Source organism: Providencia sp. PROV175, from assembly GCF_032707045.1.
Classification (GTDB): domain Bacteria; phylum Pseudomonadota; class Gammaproteobacteria; order Enterobacterales; family Enterobacteriaceae; genus Providencia; species Providencia hangzhouensis.
The window spans coordinates 3,533,440-3,551,445 of sequence record NZ_CP120533.1 but is presented as its reverse complement, the minus strand read 5'-3'; the positions used below and the strand labels follow the sequence as shown (position 1 = coordinate 3,551,445).

Here is an 18,006-nt window from a genome sequence, read left to right as displayed (position 1 = left end):
AAAAAGTGGAGTCACAACAAAATGAAAGTTGAATTAAATACAACGCAGCGTGGTTTCACCTTAATTGAGATTATGATTGTTTTATTTATTTGTTCTTTTGTTATTTTTTCTGGTTTATATCAATGGCAACAGCAAGTAGAAAGGCAGCGGTTAATCGATGCGGCTAGGCAAGTATCTGAGTTTATTTATAGCCAAATGACAGAAGGTGTCTATTTAAATAGGTATCAAATATTATCCGTTAAGGCTGGTAGAAATGATTGGCAGCTTGATGTTAAAGATGCGAACAGCAAGCAAGAGGTTGGCAAGTTAACAGCAAAAAGGCACCAAGGAATAGAACTTAGTAAAGCAAGCCGTACTTCAATTCAGCTGTATGGTAAGCAGGGAATAATCCGTGCTTTTAGCATAGAGCTAAAAAATCAGGATCAGCAAATCACAATTTATATTTCTTCATTAGGCCGTATTAGAAGCTGTAGTCATAAAAAAATGACAGGGGTACCTAAATGTTGAATCCCTTAAATAGCGATAAATTAAAAAAACAGCAGGGATTTACACTCATTGAAATATTAATGGCAATGGCTATCAGTAGCATTGTTTGTGTATCAGCGATGAGTGCTATTCCTACATTATTTAAGCAAACCTATCGAACTTACATTCAATACCAAATAGACAAGGATATAAGGCAAACATTGATAAATATGGAAAAAGATTTTAGAAGGATAGGTTACTGTAGTAGCCTAAATTGTGGTGAAGAACCTTTAAAAATCACATCAAAATTTTTAAGCAAAGGGAATAACTCGTGCATTATTTTTGCTTATGACCAAGATTTATCGGGTAGGTGGGAAGATATTAAATCCAAATCTAAAGATTCTGATTATTTTGGTTATCGGTTAAATAATGAAAAATTAGAGTCCAATCGAAATGTCCGAAATTGTGATGGGACTCGTTGGCAATCATTATTTGATGAGAAGCTAATCAAAGTTAAAAAATTAGCATTTGATTGGCGGGAAAATACCCAATTACTTGAAATGGAAATAAGCCTTAAAACAGAGTTATTACCTAATCAAACATTTAATTACCGAATAGCGGTCTTAGTTAGAAATCTATGAAGAATATAGAGCAACAACAGGGAAACGTTTCTCTGCTTATGGTTATTATTTTTATCACAATAGGCACATTATTGATTAAATCGGTGCATTTTTTCCAAGAACGAGCTCGGGATGAGTTGCATAAGGAAATTAAATATTTCGATGCTTTTAATAAAGCAGAGTCAGCTCTTGCTTGGGGGGGAACATTACATTGGGATAGTCAATATAGAGGATTAAAGCGTTGGGTTTGCCAGAAAGAGGAAAATCAACAATGGAAAAGTTGCTTAAAACATTACAAAGGGGCGGATTTCGTGCTGTCGGGGCAAAGTCATTATCTCTTAGGGAATGATATTAAAGTTTATCGATGGGTAGTATGGGATGCAAATAAGCAACAGTTTTTCTCTCGTAAAAAAGGGTGGTTAGATTATTGCCCAGTGATAAAAAAAGGATTTTGCTAATGAAAACAAAGCAGCAAGGATTTGCATTAGTAGAGGCAATGATTGGCGTGGTTATTTTTGCTATTTCACTGGTAGCTTTGGTAAACTATTCGCAATATATCATATTGAATTTTAATAAATTGTATATGAATTCTTCGGCCATTAGAGTGTTACATAGTACATTAGAGAAAAGCTCAATGTTAGGGGAACCAATATCAGGGGAGAAAAATTCTTCCATAGATCCAAATTTGCGTTACCCTGAGTGGAAAATACAAACAACTCGCTTACCGCGAGCCGATAACTGTACTGAGTTAATGGTATCGTTAACGATAAAAAAACAGCCATTTTCATTAAGCCGTTGGTATTGCTCAACAGGAGAGTACTATGTTTCAAGTGTATCATTCTAATCAATTAGATTTATTAAAAGATCTAATGACTCATTTAATGAAAAATGAACCACTTTCTCACCCTTTTGAGCAAGAAATAATTTTAGTACAAAGCCCTGGAATGTCACAATGGCTGCAAATCGAACTTGCTAAGCAGTTTGGTATTGCTGCAAATATTAGCTATCCCTTACCAGCAACGTTCATTTGGGACATGTTTAGGCGAGTCTTACCGGATATTCCAAAAGAAAGCGCTTATACCAAGCAAGCTATGACATGGAAACTAATGACAATATTGCCAACTGTCATTAATGAGGAAGAATTTGAACCTTTAAAGCATTATCTTCAAGAAGATACAGATAAACGTAAACTTCATCAGCTTGCTGGTAGGATTGCTGATTTATTTGACCAATATTTGGTTTATCGCCCACAATGGGTTGGAGTATGGCAAAAAAATGAACTAATAGAGGGGCTAAGTGAAAATCAACTATGGCAAAAACGTCTATGGCAGTGCCTTGTTGAATATTCAAATGAACTAAAACAGCCACCTTGGCATCGAGCTAATTTATATCAACATTTTATTGATACATTATCATTGAACCCTGATTTAGGAAAATTGCTGCCAAAGCGTATTTTTATTTGCGGTATCTCATCTCTTCCACCTGTTTATCTACAAGCTATCAATGCAATAGCAGAACATACAGATGTTCATTTAATGTTCACTAACCCATGTCGCTATTATTGGGGGGACATTCAAAGCGCGTCGTTTTTAGCTAGGTTGCAGCAAAGGAAACTTCGTCATTATCTTGATAAACATGAAATTTCACGCTTTAAACTCGAAGAGCATATTCCTAATTTATTTAATGAAAATGGCGAACAGGATATCGCAAATCCACTACTCGCCTCGTGGGGAAGGTTAGGTAGAGACAACCTATACTTTATTTCTCAAATCGATAATGCGAATGAAATTTCGGCCTATGTTGATACTGAACGAGCCAATTTATTAGAGAATGTTCAGCAGGATATTTTAGATCTCGAAAACCATGCTCAATTAGGGACAACATTAGAAAATTATGAAACGAGTATTGGTAAACGACCAATCAATGAGCTAGATGATTCGATAACATTCCATTTATGTCATAGCGCACAGCGGGAAGTTGAAGTATTACAAGATCATTTGCTTTCTCTCTTTGAGCAAGATTCATCGCTAACACCGCGTGATGTGATAGTCATGGTGGCCGATATTGACAGCTATGCACCCTATATTCAGGCTGTTTTTGGTAATACGGCATCAACTCGTTATATCCCATTTTCAATTTCAGATAGAAAAGCACTGCAAGCTCACCCAATTTTACAAGCATTTATTATGCTACTCGACTTACCTCAGAGTCGTTTTTCAACGGAGCAAGTTCTTAGCCTACTTGAAGTTTCTGCTTTTTCTCAACGTTTTGGTATTGATGAAAGCGAGTTAAGTTTATTACGCCGCTGGGTTAATGAATCAGGGATCCGCTGGGGGCTTGATGACGATAATGTACGTTCTTTTGCTTTACCAGTGATAGGGCAAAATACATGGGAATTTGGCTTAAGTAGAATGTTGCTTGGCTATGCAATGGATAGCAGAAATGGCCCGTGGAATGGTATTTTACCTTATGATGAGTGTAGTGGCTTAGCCGCCCAGCTTGCCGGGAAATTAGCGCTATTAATTAATACACTAAGAGAATGGCGCTCTTTATTAGCACAAGAACGCCTACTTGAAGAGTGGAAAGAACTTTGTCAGCAACTACTTGATAGCTACTTTATGGTTGATGGGGAAACTGAACTTGTTCTCGCACTATTAACAGAACAGTGGCATCAAATCATTGATAATACGATAACTTCAGGATATGAAGAACAAGTTCCATTGCGTTTAATTCGTGATGAACTTTCAGTTCGCTTTGATGATGAAAAAATTAGTCAACGTTTCTTGGCTGGAGCCGTTAATTTTTGCACTTTGATGCCAATGCGTTCAGTACCATTTAAAGTTGTCTGCTTACTGGGGATGAATGATGGTGCTTATCCACGAAATATACCACCATTAGGATTTGATTTGATGGCTGAAAAGCCTATGCGTGGAGACCGAAAACGCCGGGATGATGATAGATATCTGTTTTTAGAAGCATTGAATTCAGCATCTAAACAACTTTATGTTAGTTATATTGGGCTTTCTATTCGTGATAATCAGCCTTGTAATCCATCGGTATTAGTTACTGAATTAATTGATTATATTTGCCAAAGCTTTTGTTTAGTTGGTGATGAAACTTTGACTATTGATGAAAGCGCTAAACGATTAAGTGAGCATCTGGTCATCCAGCATAATAGAGTCCCATTCGCAAAAGAAAATTTCTTGCCTGAAACGCCTTATCAGAGTTTTGCGAGTGAGTGGTTACCTGCCGCAAAAACAACAAATAAAGTTGATGAACCATTTTGTTCAATACTTGAAACTCGAGAGCCCATTACTGAAATTTCTTTAGAACAATTATTACGATTTTATCGTCACCCTATCAGGGCATTTTTTCAACAGCGTTTGAAAGTCCATTTTTCTATTGAAGAAACCGAACTGCCAGAAGAAGAGCCATTTAACTTAGGTAGATTACAACGATATAAAATTAATGATCAAATTTTAGATTTACTTGTCAAAGATAAGAACATTGAGCCTTTTTATTCTGCTTTAAAAGCATCGGGTCAGCTGCCTGCTAGGCAATTTGGTCAACTTTTTTGGGAACAGCAGTTGAACGAGATATCGCCATTAGCTGAAAAAGTTAAAGAATATGATATGCAGCTATTTGATTATCCATTAGATTTTCAGTTAAATGGGATAAAAATTACTGGTTTATTGAAAAATATTCATGAAACAGGAATGGTACGATATCGCCCGGCTTACTTAACTGCTAATGATGGGGTACAGCTATGGGTGGAACATTTGCTATTTAACTCGCAAATTGGTGAAGGGGAAAGCCTTGCACTAGGAAGAGATAATAGTATTTGGCAGTTTTCTGCTATTAGCAAAGAAGATGCATTGGCTTATCTACAAGATTTAGTCGTAGGCTATTGTGAAGGGTTTAATTCCCCGTTAATTCTTCTTTCTCAAAGTGGTTGGAGTTGGGTTAAAGCTTGCTTTGATAAAAAGACAAAACAGTACGATTTTTCGAGTGAAGAAATTCAACAAAAAGCATTATCTGCTTTGCTCCAAAGCTTACAAGGAAGTCAGATGCAAAAAGGTGAGATGGAAGACGATTATGTGTCAAGAACTTGTAGAAGCATTGATGATGCGATGATTAAATCTTTGTTATCAAACACTCAACGGTTTTTATTACCGATGACAAAATACTTGAAATGACAGGAGAGCAACAAAGGATGCAATATTTATCCAAAAATATCGCTCATCTATTTTTATTACTGATAATTTTTTTCGGTGGTCAAGCAATAGCAGAGCAACCACTTTGGCAAGTTTTGCCTGAAACAGTAAATAAAAGTGAAAGAGACCCTAGGGAATATAAAGCCATCAAACTTAGTAATGATATGACGGTTTTATTGGTATCAGATGCCAAAGCAACAAAATCATTGGCTGCGGTATCGATACCTGTTGGTAGTATTGAAAACCCGAATAGCCAATTAGGGCTGGCTCATTATTTAGAGCATATGGTTTTAATGGGTTCCAAAAAGTACCCAGAGCCAAGTAGTTTCTCTGAATTTTTGCAAAAACACGGTGGTAGCCATAATGCAAGTACCGCTTCTCATCGTACTGCTTATTACTTTGAAGTTGAAAATGGTGCATTAAAAGAAGCGACGGATAGGCTTGCAGATGCATTAGCTGAGCCACTTTTAGACCCGATTAATGCAGACAGAGAACGTAATGCAGTTAATGCAGAACTTACAATGGCACGTTCTCGTGACGGGATGCGTATATGGCAAGTACGTTCTGAAACATTGAACCCATTACACCCGAACTCACGTTTTTCGGGAGGGAATTTAGAGACTCTGAAAGATAAACCTAATAGCAAACTACAAGATGAGCTTGTGGGTTTTTACAAGCAGTATTATTCTGCAAACCTAATGAATGCAGTGCTTTACGGCGACCAATCTATCGAATCATTAGCGAATATTGCACAGGAAACATTTGGGCGTATACCTAATTTTAACGCAAGTGTTCCCGCTGTTAATATCCCAGCAGTAACGGATAATGAAAAAGGCATTATTATTCATTATGTGCCAGCGCAACCGCAAAAAGCCATACAAATTGAATTCAGTATTAAAAATAATATGGCAGATTTTCGCAGTAAAAGTGACAACTATATTAGTTACTTAATTGGTAATAGAAGCCCCGGAACATTGGCTGATTGGTTAATATCGCAAGGGCTTGCTGAAGGTATCAGTGCCTCTGCCACTCCAAATTTAGATAGAAACTATGGTTCATTCTCTATTTATGTGACATTGACTGATAAAGGGTTACAAGAAAGAGACGAAATTATTGCAGCTATCTTTTCTTATCTTGAGTTAATTAAAAATGATGGGGTCAATAAAAGTTACTTTGATGAAATAGCAAAAGTTCTCAATTTATCATTCCGTTATGGTTCAATTGTCAGGGATATGAACTACATTGAATGGTTATCAGACCAAATGATTGATGTTCCTGTTAATCATGTTCTTGATTCAGATTACATTGCAGATAAGTATGACCCTGAAGCGATTAAACAGCGTTTATCAGAGCTCACTGCGCAAGAGGCGAGGATTTGGTTTATTAGTCCAAATGAACCGAATAACAAAAAAGCCTATTTTGTCGATGCACCGTATCAGGTCAATAAAATCACAGCAAAACAATTTAAAACCTGGGCAAGTTTAGAATCTAAAATGAATTTTAAATTACCTGCTTTAAACCCGTATATTGCTGATAATTTATCACTAATTAAAGCTGATAAGGTTTATAAACACCCAGAATTCATCTATCAAGATGGCAATACACGAGTGTTATATATGCCAAGTCAATATTTTGCAGATGAGCCAAAGGCGAGTATCACTTTATCATTACGTTCTAACCAAGGTGATAAAGATGCTAAGCAACAAGTAACGGGCTCTTTATTACAATATATCGCTTCATTGAAAATGGATGAACTGCAATATCAGGCATCTGTAGCTGGCATGTCTGTCTCTGTTTCTCAGGGAATCGGTCTGCAATTAAATGCCAGTGGTTACACCCAACATTTACCTGAACTCTTTTTATCCATGATAAAGCTATACCTGAATTTTGAGCCAACGGAACAAGAATTAGTTCAAGCGAAATCTTGGTATAAAGAGCAAATTGAAGTTGCTAATAATGCGAAAGCTTATGAGCTAGCCATGCAGCCGCTTCAGCGTATTAATAGTGTACCTTATTTTGAACAAGAACAACGTTTAGCCGAGCTAGATAAAATTTCATTGCAAGACATCACTAACTACCGTGAAATGATAGTTAAAAGTGCAGCATTACAAGCGCTGGTCTTTGGTAATATGACTGAGTCGCAAAGCATTAAAACTATTAAAGATGCACAGCAATTATTAAAGAGCGAAGGTACCAACTGGTGGCGTGGTGATATTGTAGTTATCGACAAAAATTACCTAGCAGATTTCCATAAACAGGGGAATAGCTCAGATAATGCACTTGCTGAAATCTTTATTCCAGACGGTTATAGCCGCATTGATGGCGCAGTATTATCAGGTATTCTTTCTAAGGTAATTCAGCCTTGGTTTTATGACCAATTAAGAACCAATGAGCAACTGGGTTACGCAGTATTTGCTTTTAAAGCAGGGCTGGGGGATCAGTGGGGAATGGGCTTTTTAATTCAAAGTAATGCCAAAACACCGAGTTACTTGAATACTCGTTACCAACAATTTTATCTTCAAGCATTAGAGAAACTGAAAAAGCTGCCGATAGATGAATTTAATCAATATAAACAATCCATTATCACGGAGATGAATCAACCACCTCAAACATTCTATGAGGAGGTAGGCCGTTATTCATCTGATTTTTCGAGAAATATTTTCAGTTTTGATACTCGTGAAAAAGTTATTGCAACTTTAGGGACAGCAACGAAAGAACAAGTCATTGAGTATTATGAAAATGCAGTTATAAAGCACAAGGGGTTAGCAGTAAGCTCCCAAGTTATAGGCCAAGGAGTTGATACTAAAGTAGGGTATGCTCATCTGAAAGATTGGGTGCTTTACCCAACAGCTTCTCAGTTGCAAAAGATTTTACCAATAAAGGAAGATGCTGAGTGAATAAAGTGCAGGTAGAGTCCCAATTACTGAATGTTTTTTCCTTACCTCTGCGTGGGCAGCGGTTAATCGAAGCATCTGCAGGAACGGGTAAAACATATACAATTGGTATACTTTATCTGCGGCTTTTATTAGGTCTGGGAGGCGTTAATGCGTTTCCTAGGCCGTTAAGTGTTGAAGAAATTTTAGTTGTAACATTTACTGAGGCTGCGACGAATGAGTTACGGGGACGTATTCGTCAACGTATTCATGATATGCGCTTAGTTTGCTTAAGAAATGGCGTTGGTTTCGAGTCGCAGCCTGAGTATCTTGAATTATTAGCTGAGCTTTCGGGGGAATCCCAAAGAAAATTCGCTGCGCAATGGTTGCAGGCAGCGGAAAGGCAAATGGATGAAGCCGCGATATATACTATCCATGGTTTTTGCCAAAGAATGCTAGTTCATAATGCATTTGAGTCGGGAGTATTGTTCGAACAAACAATGATTCAAGATGAATTTCCGATTCAAAAACAAGCTTGTGCAGACTTTTGGCGCCGCCATTTTTATCCTCTGAATTACTCCATGACGAAAGTCATTCAGTCACTGTGGACTAGTCCTGAAGCATTACTTTCGGAGATTAAACCTTTCTTGCAGGGTGACATTCCTTTAATTATTAACCAACCGAAACAAGTAGAAACTCTAGAAGAACGGCATCAGCGGCTAATCTTGTTAATTGAGTCAGTTAAAACGGCCTGGTTAGAAAACTCAGCGGATTTTGAGAAACTTATCGCTGATTCAGATGTGGATAAACGAAGTTATAGTACTCGTTTTCTACCTACATGGCTGATAAAAATAGGCGAATGGGCTCAAGAAAAAACAGAAGATTATCAGCTTCCTAAAGATCTTGAACGTTTCTCACAAACGGTATTACATAAAAAATCAAAAAGTGGCTTAGGGCCAGAACATATTGTTTTCCAAAGTATAGATGAGCTACTTTCTCAATCATTAACTCTAAAAGATCTGGTTATTCCACTGGCCATTTCAGAGGTGAGGGAAGCGATTACTAATGAAAAACATAATCGTGGTGAAATGGGGTTTGATGATTTATTGACCCGTTTAGACGGTGCTCTTGTTCAAGAAAGTGGGAAATTTTTAGCTCAAGCTATTAGTCGACGCTTTCCTGTTGCGATGATAGATGAGTTTCAAGATACAGATGCACAGCAATACCGTATTTTTCAAAGAATTTATCGGGAAGTTAATGACAGCGCATTACTTTTCATCGGCGACCCTAAACAAGCTATATATGCTTTTCGGGGCGCAGATATTTTCACCTATATCGAAGCAAAAAATGAAGTTAGTGCTCACTACACATTAGAGACTAACTATCGTTCATCGCAAAATATGGTTGAAGCTATTAATCACTTATTTGGCCGCTGTCAGTCACCATTTATTTTTGAGCAAATTCCTTTTCAACCCGTTAATTTCGCTAAGCAAAATAGCGGTAAAAAACTTATTCATGATGGCGAAGTGGTCAAAGCACTTACATTTTGGCAAGTGGAGGCAGAAGGTGTCTCAGTTGCTGAATATGAACAGGCAACAGCTTCACAATGTGCGGTGCAAATCGCACAATATTTACAAGGCGGGTTTCAGGGTAGTAGCTATTTTGATAATAGAGGAACACATACTCCTGTAGAGGCTTCTGATATTACTGTGTTGGTTCGTAGCCGACGTGAAGCAGTATTGATTCGTGATGCTTTAAATCGGTTAAATATCCCTTCTGTGTTTCAATCTAATCGGGAAAGTGTATTTTCAACACCAGAAGCGAGAGATTTACTGTGGTTACTACAGGCAGTTTTAACACCAGAAAAAGAACGTGTTTTACGCAGTGCATTAGCGACAGGAATATTGGGTTTAACCGCTAAACAAATTGATGACCTAAACCATGATGAAAAATCGTGGGAAAAAATTGTAGATGAATTTGCTCGTTATGGCATGGTGTGGCAAAAACGAGGCGTGCTCCCCATGCTTAGAATGGTCATGGCGCAGAGGCAAATTGCAGAAACGTTGTTATCAGGTGCTGATGGAGAGCGTCGCTTAATGGATGTGATGCATATTGGTGAGCTGTTACAAGAAATGTCATTACAGCTTGAAGGTGAGCACACACTAACACGTTGGCTAGCGCAACAAATTGCCCATCCTGATCATCAATCTGACGTACAACAAATGCGTCTTGAAAGTGATAAACATTTGGTGCAGATCAGTACCATACATAAATCTAAGGGCCTTGAATATAAGATTGTTTGGTTGCCTTTTGCGAGCAATTTTCTACCCCAATCTAAAGGTTTATATCACGATAGAACGGATTATGCAGTACGGCTAGATTTAAACGATAGTGAAGAAAATGTTGCTCTAGCTGATGAAGAGCGTTTAGCAGAAGACCTACGCTTATTATATGTAGCACTCACAAGGGCTATCTATCACTGTAGTGTCGGTATTGCACCATTAATTAAAGGTAACAGAAAAAAAAGTGGTGAAACCGATTTACACTTATCTGCGCTGGGTTACGTCATCCAAAAAGGGCAAGCAGGAGATAGCCTACTACTGAATGATATACTGGCTGAAATTAGCAATGACGTTATTGATGTTGCAGTGATTAATCAGCCTAAATCGGAACGCGTATTGTTAGAACAAAATGATAGCGTAAACTTATCGGCAAGAGCAGTGACTCGTCATTTTAATGACCATTGGCGTGTTACCAGCTATTCTGGGTTAAGTTACGGTTCAAGCCATACTGAATCAGAAGAATCAGTTTCAGCATTGCAATTTGCTAATTCATTAGCCCCTAATATGGATATTGAGGCTAGTGTTGATGTGGAGCAACAGGATGACGAGTCTCTTATCCTAACTCCTCATCAATTTCCTAAAGGTGCATCACCGGGAACATTTTTGCATAGCTTGATGGAGGAGATTGATTTTAGTGGGCATGTTTCTCAAGAATGGTTGTCTGAAAAACTTGAGTCCTCAGGGTTTGACTTGCAGTGGGCACCAATGCTGCAAGAATGGCTGAATGTAATTGTACAGGCACCACTATCAGAAGACGGGTTATGCTTATCTGCGTTACAGGCTCAAGACCAATTGGATGAAATGCAGTTTTATCTCCCTATTGATTCTCTATTGAGTGCCAGTCATTTAGATAAGATAACGCACCAATATGACCCATTATCACAACGTTGTCCTCCACTAAACTTTGAGAAAGTTCAGGGTATTTTAAAGGGGTTTATTGACCTCACCTTTTACTGGAAAGGCAAATTTTATCTTCTTGATTATAAATCAAATTATTTAGGGAAAGATGCCAGTTTTTATACCCAAGAAGCCATGGCTGAAGCGATGATAGACCACCGCTATGATTTGCAATATCAACTATATTCGTTAGCGTTACATCGTTACCTCAAGCAAAGAATGCCTAATTATGATTATGAAACTCATTTTGGTGGCGTTTATTATTTATTTTTACGAGGCATAGATAATATTCACTCAAGTAACGGCATTTTCTTTTATCGCCCTATAGAGCCTTTTATTGAAGCGTTAGATAGCTTATTTAAAAATGTTCAGCAAGGGGAAGCAACTTAATGAAATCCCTATTTAATCAAGCTATTGAGAAGCATATCTTTACACCTCTAGATGTGCAATTTGCTTACAGCATTTCTGATGATAAGTGTCCTATAGTACTTATGATTGCCGCACTCCTTAGCGCAGAAACTATGGTTGGGCACGTTTGCCTAGCACTGGAGGATGTTGACCCCGAAAAATTGTTTGCGGGAAGGCACCCAGAGTTAGCAACTGCGTTTTGGCAAAAAATGGGAGAGCCGAGTGAGCAAGAGCTCTATCAAACGCTCAGACAAGCAAATGCAGTGTCATTATCAACAGAAAACAAAATCTCTCCTTTGGTGCTTTCAGGGGAATACTTATATTTTCAACGGATGTGGCAATATGAGCAGTATGTTGCGAAATTTTTCTCTAATACATTAATAGATAAGCAAAATAATGTTCAAATTAAGAATGTACTAGACAGCTTATTTCCCATTACTGATGATATAGATTGGCAAAAAGTTGCAGCAGCAGTTGCTGTAACGAGTAAGGTGTCAATTATATCAGGGGGGCCAGGAACAGGAAAAACCACAACAGTTGCGCGTATCCTTGCTGCATTAATTAAACTTGAAACTAAGTATCACCATAAAATTAGAATAGAGTTGGCGGCTCCAACCGGTAAGGCGGCAGCTAGGTTGACGGAGTCCCTCGGCGAGGCGATGAAAAAAATGCCTTTAACCGATGAAGAACGCGCTGTTTTGCCTAATCATGCAAAAACATTGCACCGTTTACTAGGGGCTCAACCTGAGAGCCAGCAGTTTCGCTATAACCGAGATAATCGTTTATCTCTTGATGTACTGATTGTTGATGAAGCCTCAATGGTAGATTTACCCATGATGAGCAAATTACTTGAGTCATTACCTGAAAATGCAAAGTTAATATTTCTAGGTGATAAAGACCAATTAGCCTCAGTCGAGGCAGGGGCAGTATTAGGGGATATCTGTCAGTTTGCTGATAACGGTTATAGTGCAGAAAGAGCGTCCCAACTTTCGGAGTTAACAGGGCATTCAGTTGAATCTTATGCATCACCAAGCGGCCCAGTTATTCGTGATAGCCTATGTTTGCTACGTAAAAGCTACCGTTTTTCGGCAGATTCAGGGATTGGCCAACTCGCTTTTGCTGTAAATGAAGGTAATGTTTCTAGAGTTCAACAGTTACTAAATCAGCAGCGGCCAGATGTACATAGTTATATTCAAGAAACCGCAGATGATTACGCGAAAATTTTATTAGATGCCGCTGAAAATTATAAGGAATATCTACTAGCGGTTAAAAATAAAGAAGATCCTGAGCAAGTTTTGAAAAAATTTAACCAATATCGGGTACTAACAGCTCTGCGAGAAGGCCCTTTTGGCGTCATTGGCCTTAACGATAAATTGGAAAAATTATTTCATAGGCAAGGGATAATAAACCGTCCATATAATTTATTGAATAAACACTATGCAGGCCGACCAATTATGATTAGCCGTAATGACAGCCCATTAGGACTCTTTAATGGGGATATAGGCATCATTTTACCGGATGAAGAAAATGCACTGAGAGCCTATTTTCAATTTTCAGATGGGACTATTCGTGGGGTACAACCTAACCGACTTCCACAACATGAAACAGCTTATGCAATGACCGTTCATAAATCACAAGGTTCGGAGTTTGCTCATACCGCATTAGTTTTACCAAATGTATATTCTCCCGTAATGACCCGTGAGCTTGTGTATACGGCGATAACTCGAGCTAAAAAAGAGCTATCTCTTTATGGCAGCCCAAAGGTATTACGTCGAGCAGTTGAAACACCAACCAAGCGGCGAAGTGGTTTAGCGACCCAATTAATGTGACTAGTTTATATGTAAGTTACGTGAATATTTAACCCAAAAGTAAAGGTAATGAGATGGATAACCAGCAAGCAATGACGGCAATTACAGTAACATTAAATGCAAGACTTGAACCGATTAGGCGTGGTGATTTAGAAGATGCATTTAATGAAGTCATGAAAAGCATGGGTAAAAATATCCATGTTACAGGTGGTGGAACATTATTAAGTGATAATGGCGAAGCGCAAGAATGCGATATAGAAATAGCACTTGAAGAAGCTAGTGACGAAAATATCAGTTTAATTATTCAGCTTTTTTCTTCAATGTTAGCTCCAAAGGGCTCTCGTTTATTCATTCATGGCGAAGATGTTCGAATCGATTTTGGGGCAGATGAAGGCATGGCTATTTATTTCAACGGGACAGAGCTCGCTGATGACGTTTATGAAAATGGGGATATCAATGAAGTATTCGATACTCTAGATGAAGCAGTGGAAGATATTGGGAGTATTCACGGGGTCTGGGATGGCCCGACAGAAACGGCATTTTATTTTTATGGTACTTCTTTCGCTGAGATGAAAGCTGCAATACAACCGCATTTAGACTCCATTCCTTTGTGTGAAAAAGCAAGGGTTATTCAGATAGCTTAGTGGCTATTCATTTGTGTTAAAGCCATAGCCCAAACTATGCATCCTTGTATAGTTTGGGGTTAAAGTAATTGACTAAATAGTGATCATTTTGAATGTTCTAATATTTACTTATCAGCTTGGTTTTTTAAATCTAAAATCAATATTTTAGAGCGGCGCTGGTAATTATATAAAGCCTGTTTTTTCATTGGTAACATCTCAATCTCCGCGGGGGTAAAGCCACGCTCTTGAAACCAATGGATGCTACGAGTTGTTAGTACAAATAGCTTGTCTAAACCAAATTGTTTTGCTTGTACGGCAATACGGTGCAGTAACTCCTCTCCCCTAGATGAACTACGGTAATCAGGATGAACAGCGACACATGCCATTTCACCTAATTTTTCTTCTGGGTAAGGGTAAAGCGCTGCGCAAGCGATGACTAAGTTATCACGTTCAATAATGGTAAATTTATCAATTTCCATTTCTAATTGCTCACGTGAACGTCTAACTAAAATCCCTTGCTGCTCTAATGGGCGAATAAGTTCTAATATTCCACCAATATCATTAATGTTTGCACGGCGGATTTGTTCCGCGCTTTCCATGACTATTTGGGTACCAATACCATCGCGAGAGAATAATTCTTGAATTAAAGAACCATTTTCTTGGTAGCTCAATAGGTGGCTACGGCGGACACCCCGGCGACAAGCTTTTGCGGCTCCACGTAGAAAACGCACGGTTCCTGAGTAGTAATCGCCCTCAGATTCCAGCTCTTGAATACGGTTTTCTGCTTCATTTGGGAATAATTCGGACAAAATATTGCCTTCTTTATCTACTACACCTTGTGAGGAGCAAAAACCGATCAGTTTTTCCGCTTTCATTTTTACTGCTAATTGAGTTGCAATTTCTTCAGAGGTCAGATTAAAACTTTCTCCTGTGACTGAGACTGCAACCGGCCCAATCAACACAATGGAACCATTATCTAACTGATTATTAATGGCTTCTTCATTAATACGGCGGATTCTTCCGCTGTGGCAATAATCAATGCCATCATCAACCCCTAGAGGTTGAGCAATAACGAAATTACCACTAACCACATTAATATGTGCGCCTTGAAGCGGGGTATTACCTAAGCTCATAGATAACCGAGCCGTGATATCTAATTGTAAAGCTCCAGAAGCTTGTTTTACATATTCAAGTGTATTCGCATCTGTTACGCGAGTATGTTTATGATAAACCGCATCATATTTGTGTTCAGCTAAGATATCCTCAATTTGAGGCCTAGCACCATAAACGACAATAATTCGGATGCCTAAACTATGCAATAATCCTATATCATTGACAATACTAGGAAAATTTTCATGCGCAATCGCTTCACCACCAAGCATAATAATGAATGTTTTGCCGCGGTGGGCGTTTATATAAGGGACCGAATGGCGAAACTCATCAACCAACTCGGTGCTGCGCTCTTTCATAACAATCCTCTTAATTGAATTTTTATTCGTTAATAATGTATTTTTATTCTTTTTGTTGGGAAATATCAAGTAAAAGATGGGATAAAAAAAGTAACATTTTTATTTTTATCGTTTACATATCTCTAAATTTAACTAGATATACTCTACGAAAATTAAATTGCATAAAATTGACACAGAAAGTCACTCACAAATATTTTCTCTCGGTATGATTAGGTTATACTCATTAATGTAACTCTATAGATGCTTTGATATATTCTTAATGACAGAGTGCAAATGATTAGTTAGAGTGCGTATTTCAAGTCTAATTATTAGCAATTATCCTAAAATCACTTTATTTTTCAGTTCTAGGTTCGGAATTATTGATGAGTCACCAAGATCACAACCCATCGAAGCGTCGTTTTATTCAGGGCGCAGCTGCAGTTATGTTACTGAGCATTAGCCCATTCGGTTTTTCTGCGAGTAGCAGCGTGGTGGCTGTGCGCATTTGGCCTGCATCCAGCTATACCCGGGTAACATTGGAATCTAGTACTCCATTGAAGTACCGCCAGTTTGTGCTTAATAACCCTGAGCGTATTGTGGTCGATCTTGAAGGGGTGCAGTTAAATAATGTATTAAAGGATATGGGAACCCAAATTCAAACACGTGATCCTTACCTTAAACTGGTTAGAGTTGGGCAATTTGATCCGAAAACGGTTCGCTTGGTATTTGAAGTTAAAAATAAAGTTAGTCCTCAATTCTTCTCGATGGCCCCTGTTGCGGAATTTAAGCACCGCTTAGTTCTTGATTTTTATCCAGGTAAAGGTGTTGACACCAATGATGATCCTCTATTGGCATTACTTGAGGATTATAATAAAGGTGATCTTGAGGAAAGCATGCCTGCTCAAGCGAAGAAGCCTGGAAAAGCAGGAACGGATCGCCCCATTATTATTATGATCGACCCAGGGCATGGTGGTGAAGACCCTGGTGCGATAGGCAAATATAAGACACGTGAAAAAGATGTGGTTTTACAGATCGCACGGCGCTTAAAAGCTTTGATAGATAAAGACCCTAAAATGCGTTCCTATATGACTCGTAATGAAGATGTCTTTATTCCGTTAAAAGTCCGAGTGGCGAAAGCACGTAAAATGCAGGCTGATTTATTCGTTTCAATTCATGCAGATGCGTTTACTAACCGTTCAGCCCGCGGTTCTTCTGTTTTTGCGTTATCAACGAAAGGTGCGACCAGTAATACGGCTCGCTACCTAGCACAAACACAAAACGAAGCGGACTTAGTGGGCGGTGTGAGTAAAAGTGGAGATGTGTATCTCGACCATACGATGTTTGATCTCGTGCAAACAGCGACGATTAACGACAGTTTGAAATTTGGTGACGAAGTACTAAAACGGATGGGAAAAGTTAACAAGTTGCATAAAAACAGAGTTGATCAAGCCGGGTTCGCGGTGTTGAAGGCTCCAGAGATCCCATCAATTCTCGTTGAAACGGCTTTTATTAGTAATTTAGAAGAAGAGCGGAAATTGAAAACAGCTAAATTCCAACAACAAATGGCAGAATCCATTTTTGAAGGGGTAAAAGCTTATTTCCGTAATGGCGGTGCATTAGCAATTCGCAACTAATTAATTTAAATCAGATTAAAATAAAGAAAGGTGATAAACGTGTGTGAGTCGCCTTTTTTTGTTTTTATCGATGGGTAAAAATAGAATTTATTATAGTGGTACTAAAAAGGTAATTGAATTAGAAAGGGTATTTGAAAGAATTGGTTGCGGGGGCTGGATTTGAACCAACGACCTTCGGGTTATGAGCCCGACGAGCTACCATGCTGCTCCACCCCGCGACTGAAGAGGTAAAAAATTGGTTGCGGGAGCTGGATTTGAACCAACGACCTTCGGGTTATGAGCCCGACGAGCTACCATGCTGCTCCATCCCGCGACTGAATTTTTACGACTTTATACTGCAGATTTTTTGTTAATTTACTGATTTAATCAGTAATTGGTTGCGGGGGCTGGATTTGAACCAACGACCTTCGGGTTATGAGCCCGACGAGCTACCAAGCTGCTCCACCCCGCGTCCGATGCGGGCACTATACTCGGGATGAGATCTGATGCAAGTTTTTTCGTGTTTTTTTTTCAAAATTTAGCATTTACAGAACAAAATCTGTTCTGTCTGGCTGTTTTTTGCTCTTTAGTGAGTAGAGAGAGGAAAATAACCTAACTAAATATATTTACACGTTTCATTCCCTAATTGGGTTTGCTATTGTGCGCTTCATATTGGATTGTTGGATTTATTTGGG

11 protein-coding genes and 3 tRNA genes are annotated in these 18,006 nt (G+C 38.5%); 10 read left to right on the top strand and 4 right to left on the bottom strand.

What is annotated here, in order from left to right; translation table 11 throughout:
• Positions 1-21 precede the first annotated feature (21 nt).
• From P3L44_RS16135 to P3L44_RS16095, 9 genes are read left to right on the top strand one after another with little or no spacing between them, the layout of a single operon-like run.
• Positions 22-507 carry a prepilin-type N-terminal cleavage/methylation domain-containing protein gene (locus P3L44_RS16135; protein WP_272661621.1) on the top strand — a complete coding sequence of 162 codons (486 nt, stop codon included), beginning with the start codon at positions 22-24 and terminating at the stop codon, positions 505-507.
• Positions 501-1,106: a prepilin peptidase-dependent protein gene (locus P3L44_RS16130; RefSeq protein WP_272661622.1), complete on the top strand. Its 606-nt coding sequence runs from the start codon at positions 501-503 to the stop codon at positions 1,104-1,106. Before P3L44_RS16135 ends, P3L44_RS16130 begins: the two co-directional genes overlap by 7 nt.
• Positions 1,103-1,543 (top strand): DUF2509 family protein, encoded by a 441-nt coding sequence (locus P3L44_RS16125; protein WP_004257609.1) that lies wholly within the window; start codon positions 1,103-1,105, stop codon positions 1,541-1,543. The genes P3L44_RS16130 and P3L44_RS16125 overlap by 4 nt, the downstream gene beginning before the upstream one ends.
• Positions 1,543-1,929, top strand: a complete 387-nt coding sequence (locus P3L44_RS16120) for a prepilin-type N-terminal cleavage/methylation domain-containing protein (protein ID WP_140171593.1) — start codon at positions 1,543-1,545, stop codon at positions 1,927-1,929. Before P3L44_RS16125 ends, P3L44_RS16120 begins: the two co-directional genes overlap by 1 nt.
• Complete coding sequence (gene recC / locus P3L44_RS16115) at positions 1,907-5,281, top strand: exodeoxyribonuclease V subunit gamma (protein ID WP_272661623.1); 3,375 nt, start codon at positions 1,907-1,909, stop codon at positions 5,279-5,281. The genes P3L44_RS16120 and recC overlap by 23 nt, the downstream gene beginning before the upstream one ends.
• Positions 5,282-5,298: 17 nt before the next feature.
• A complete protein-coding gene (gene ptrA, locus P3L44_RS16110; protein ID WP_272661624.1) occupies positions 5,299-8,196 on the top strand; it encodes a pitrilysin in 2,898 nt (965 codons plus the stop codon).
• Complete coding sequence (recB, locus tag P3L44_RS16105) at positions 8,193-11,801, top strand: exodeoxyribonuclease V subunit beta (RefSeq protein WP_272661625.1); 3,609 nt, start codon at positions 8,193-8,195, stop codon at positions 11,799-11,801. The genes ptrA and recB overlap by 4 nt, the downstream gene beginning before the upstream one ends.
• Positions 11,801-13,648: an exodeoxyribonuclease V subunit alpha gene (recD, locus tag P3L44_RS16100; protein ID WP_272661626.1), complete on the top strand. Its 1,848-nt coding sequence runs from the start codon at positions 11,801-11,803 to the stop codon at positions 13,646-13,648. Before recB ends, recD begins: the two co-directional genes overlap by 1 nt.
• 53 nt (positions 13,649-13,701) lie before the next feature.
• Positions 13,702-14,271 (top strand): hypothetical protein, encoded by a 570-nt coding sequence (locus P3L44_RS16095; RefSeq protein ID WP_140171598.1) that lies wholly within the window; start codon positions 13,702-13,704, stop codon positions 14,269-14,271.
• A gap of 104 nt (positions 14,272-14,375) precedes the next feature.
• On the opposite strand, the gene argA is transcribed toward P3L44_RS16095, so the two are convergent.
• A complete protein-coding gene (gene argA, locus P3L44_RS16090; protein ID WP_036957996.1) occupies positions 14,376-15,719 on the bottom strand; it encodes an amino-acid N-acetyltransferase in 1,344 nt (447 codons plus the stop codon).
• A 362-nt stretch (positions 15,720-16,081) separates the two neighbouring features.
• Between argA and amiC the strand changes: the two genes are divergently transcribed.
• Entirely contained in the window at positions 16,082-17,332 is a 1,251-nt protein-coding gene (gene amiC, locus P3L44_RS16085; protein WP_004257585.1) for an N-acetylmuramoyl-L-alanine amidase AmiC, read from the top strand.
• A gap of 141 nt (positions 17,333-17,473) precedes the next feature.
• Here amiC and P3L44_RS16080 read toward each other — a convergent pair.
• From P3L44_RS16080 to P3L44_RS16070, 3 genes are all read right to left on the bottom strand, one after another.
• Positions 17,474-17,550, bottom strand: a tRNA-Met gene (locus tag P3L44_RS16080).
• Positions 17,551-17,568: 18 nt separating this feature from the next.
• Positions 17,569-17,645 (bottom strand) — tRNA-Met (locus tag P3L44_RS16075).
• A gap of 61 nt (positions 17,646-17,706) precedes the next feature.
• A tRNA-Met gene (locus P3L44_RS16070) sits at positions 17,707-17,783 on the bottom strand.
• Positions 17,784-18,006 lie beyond the last annotated feature (223 nt).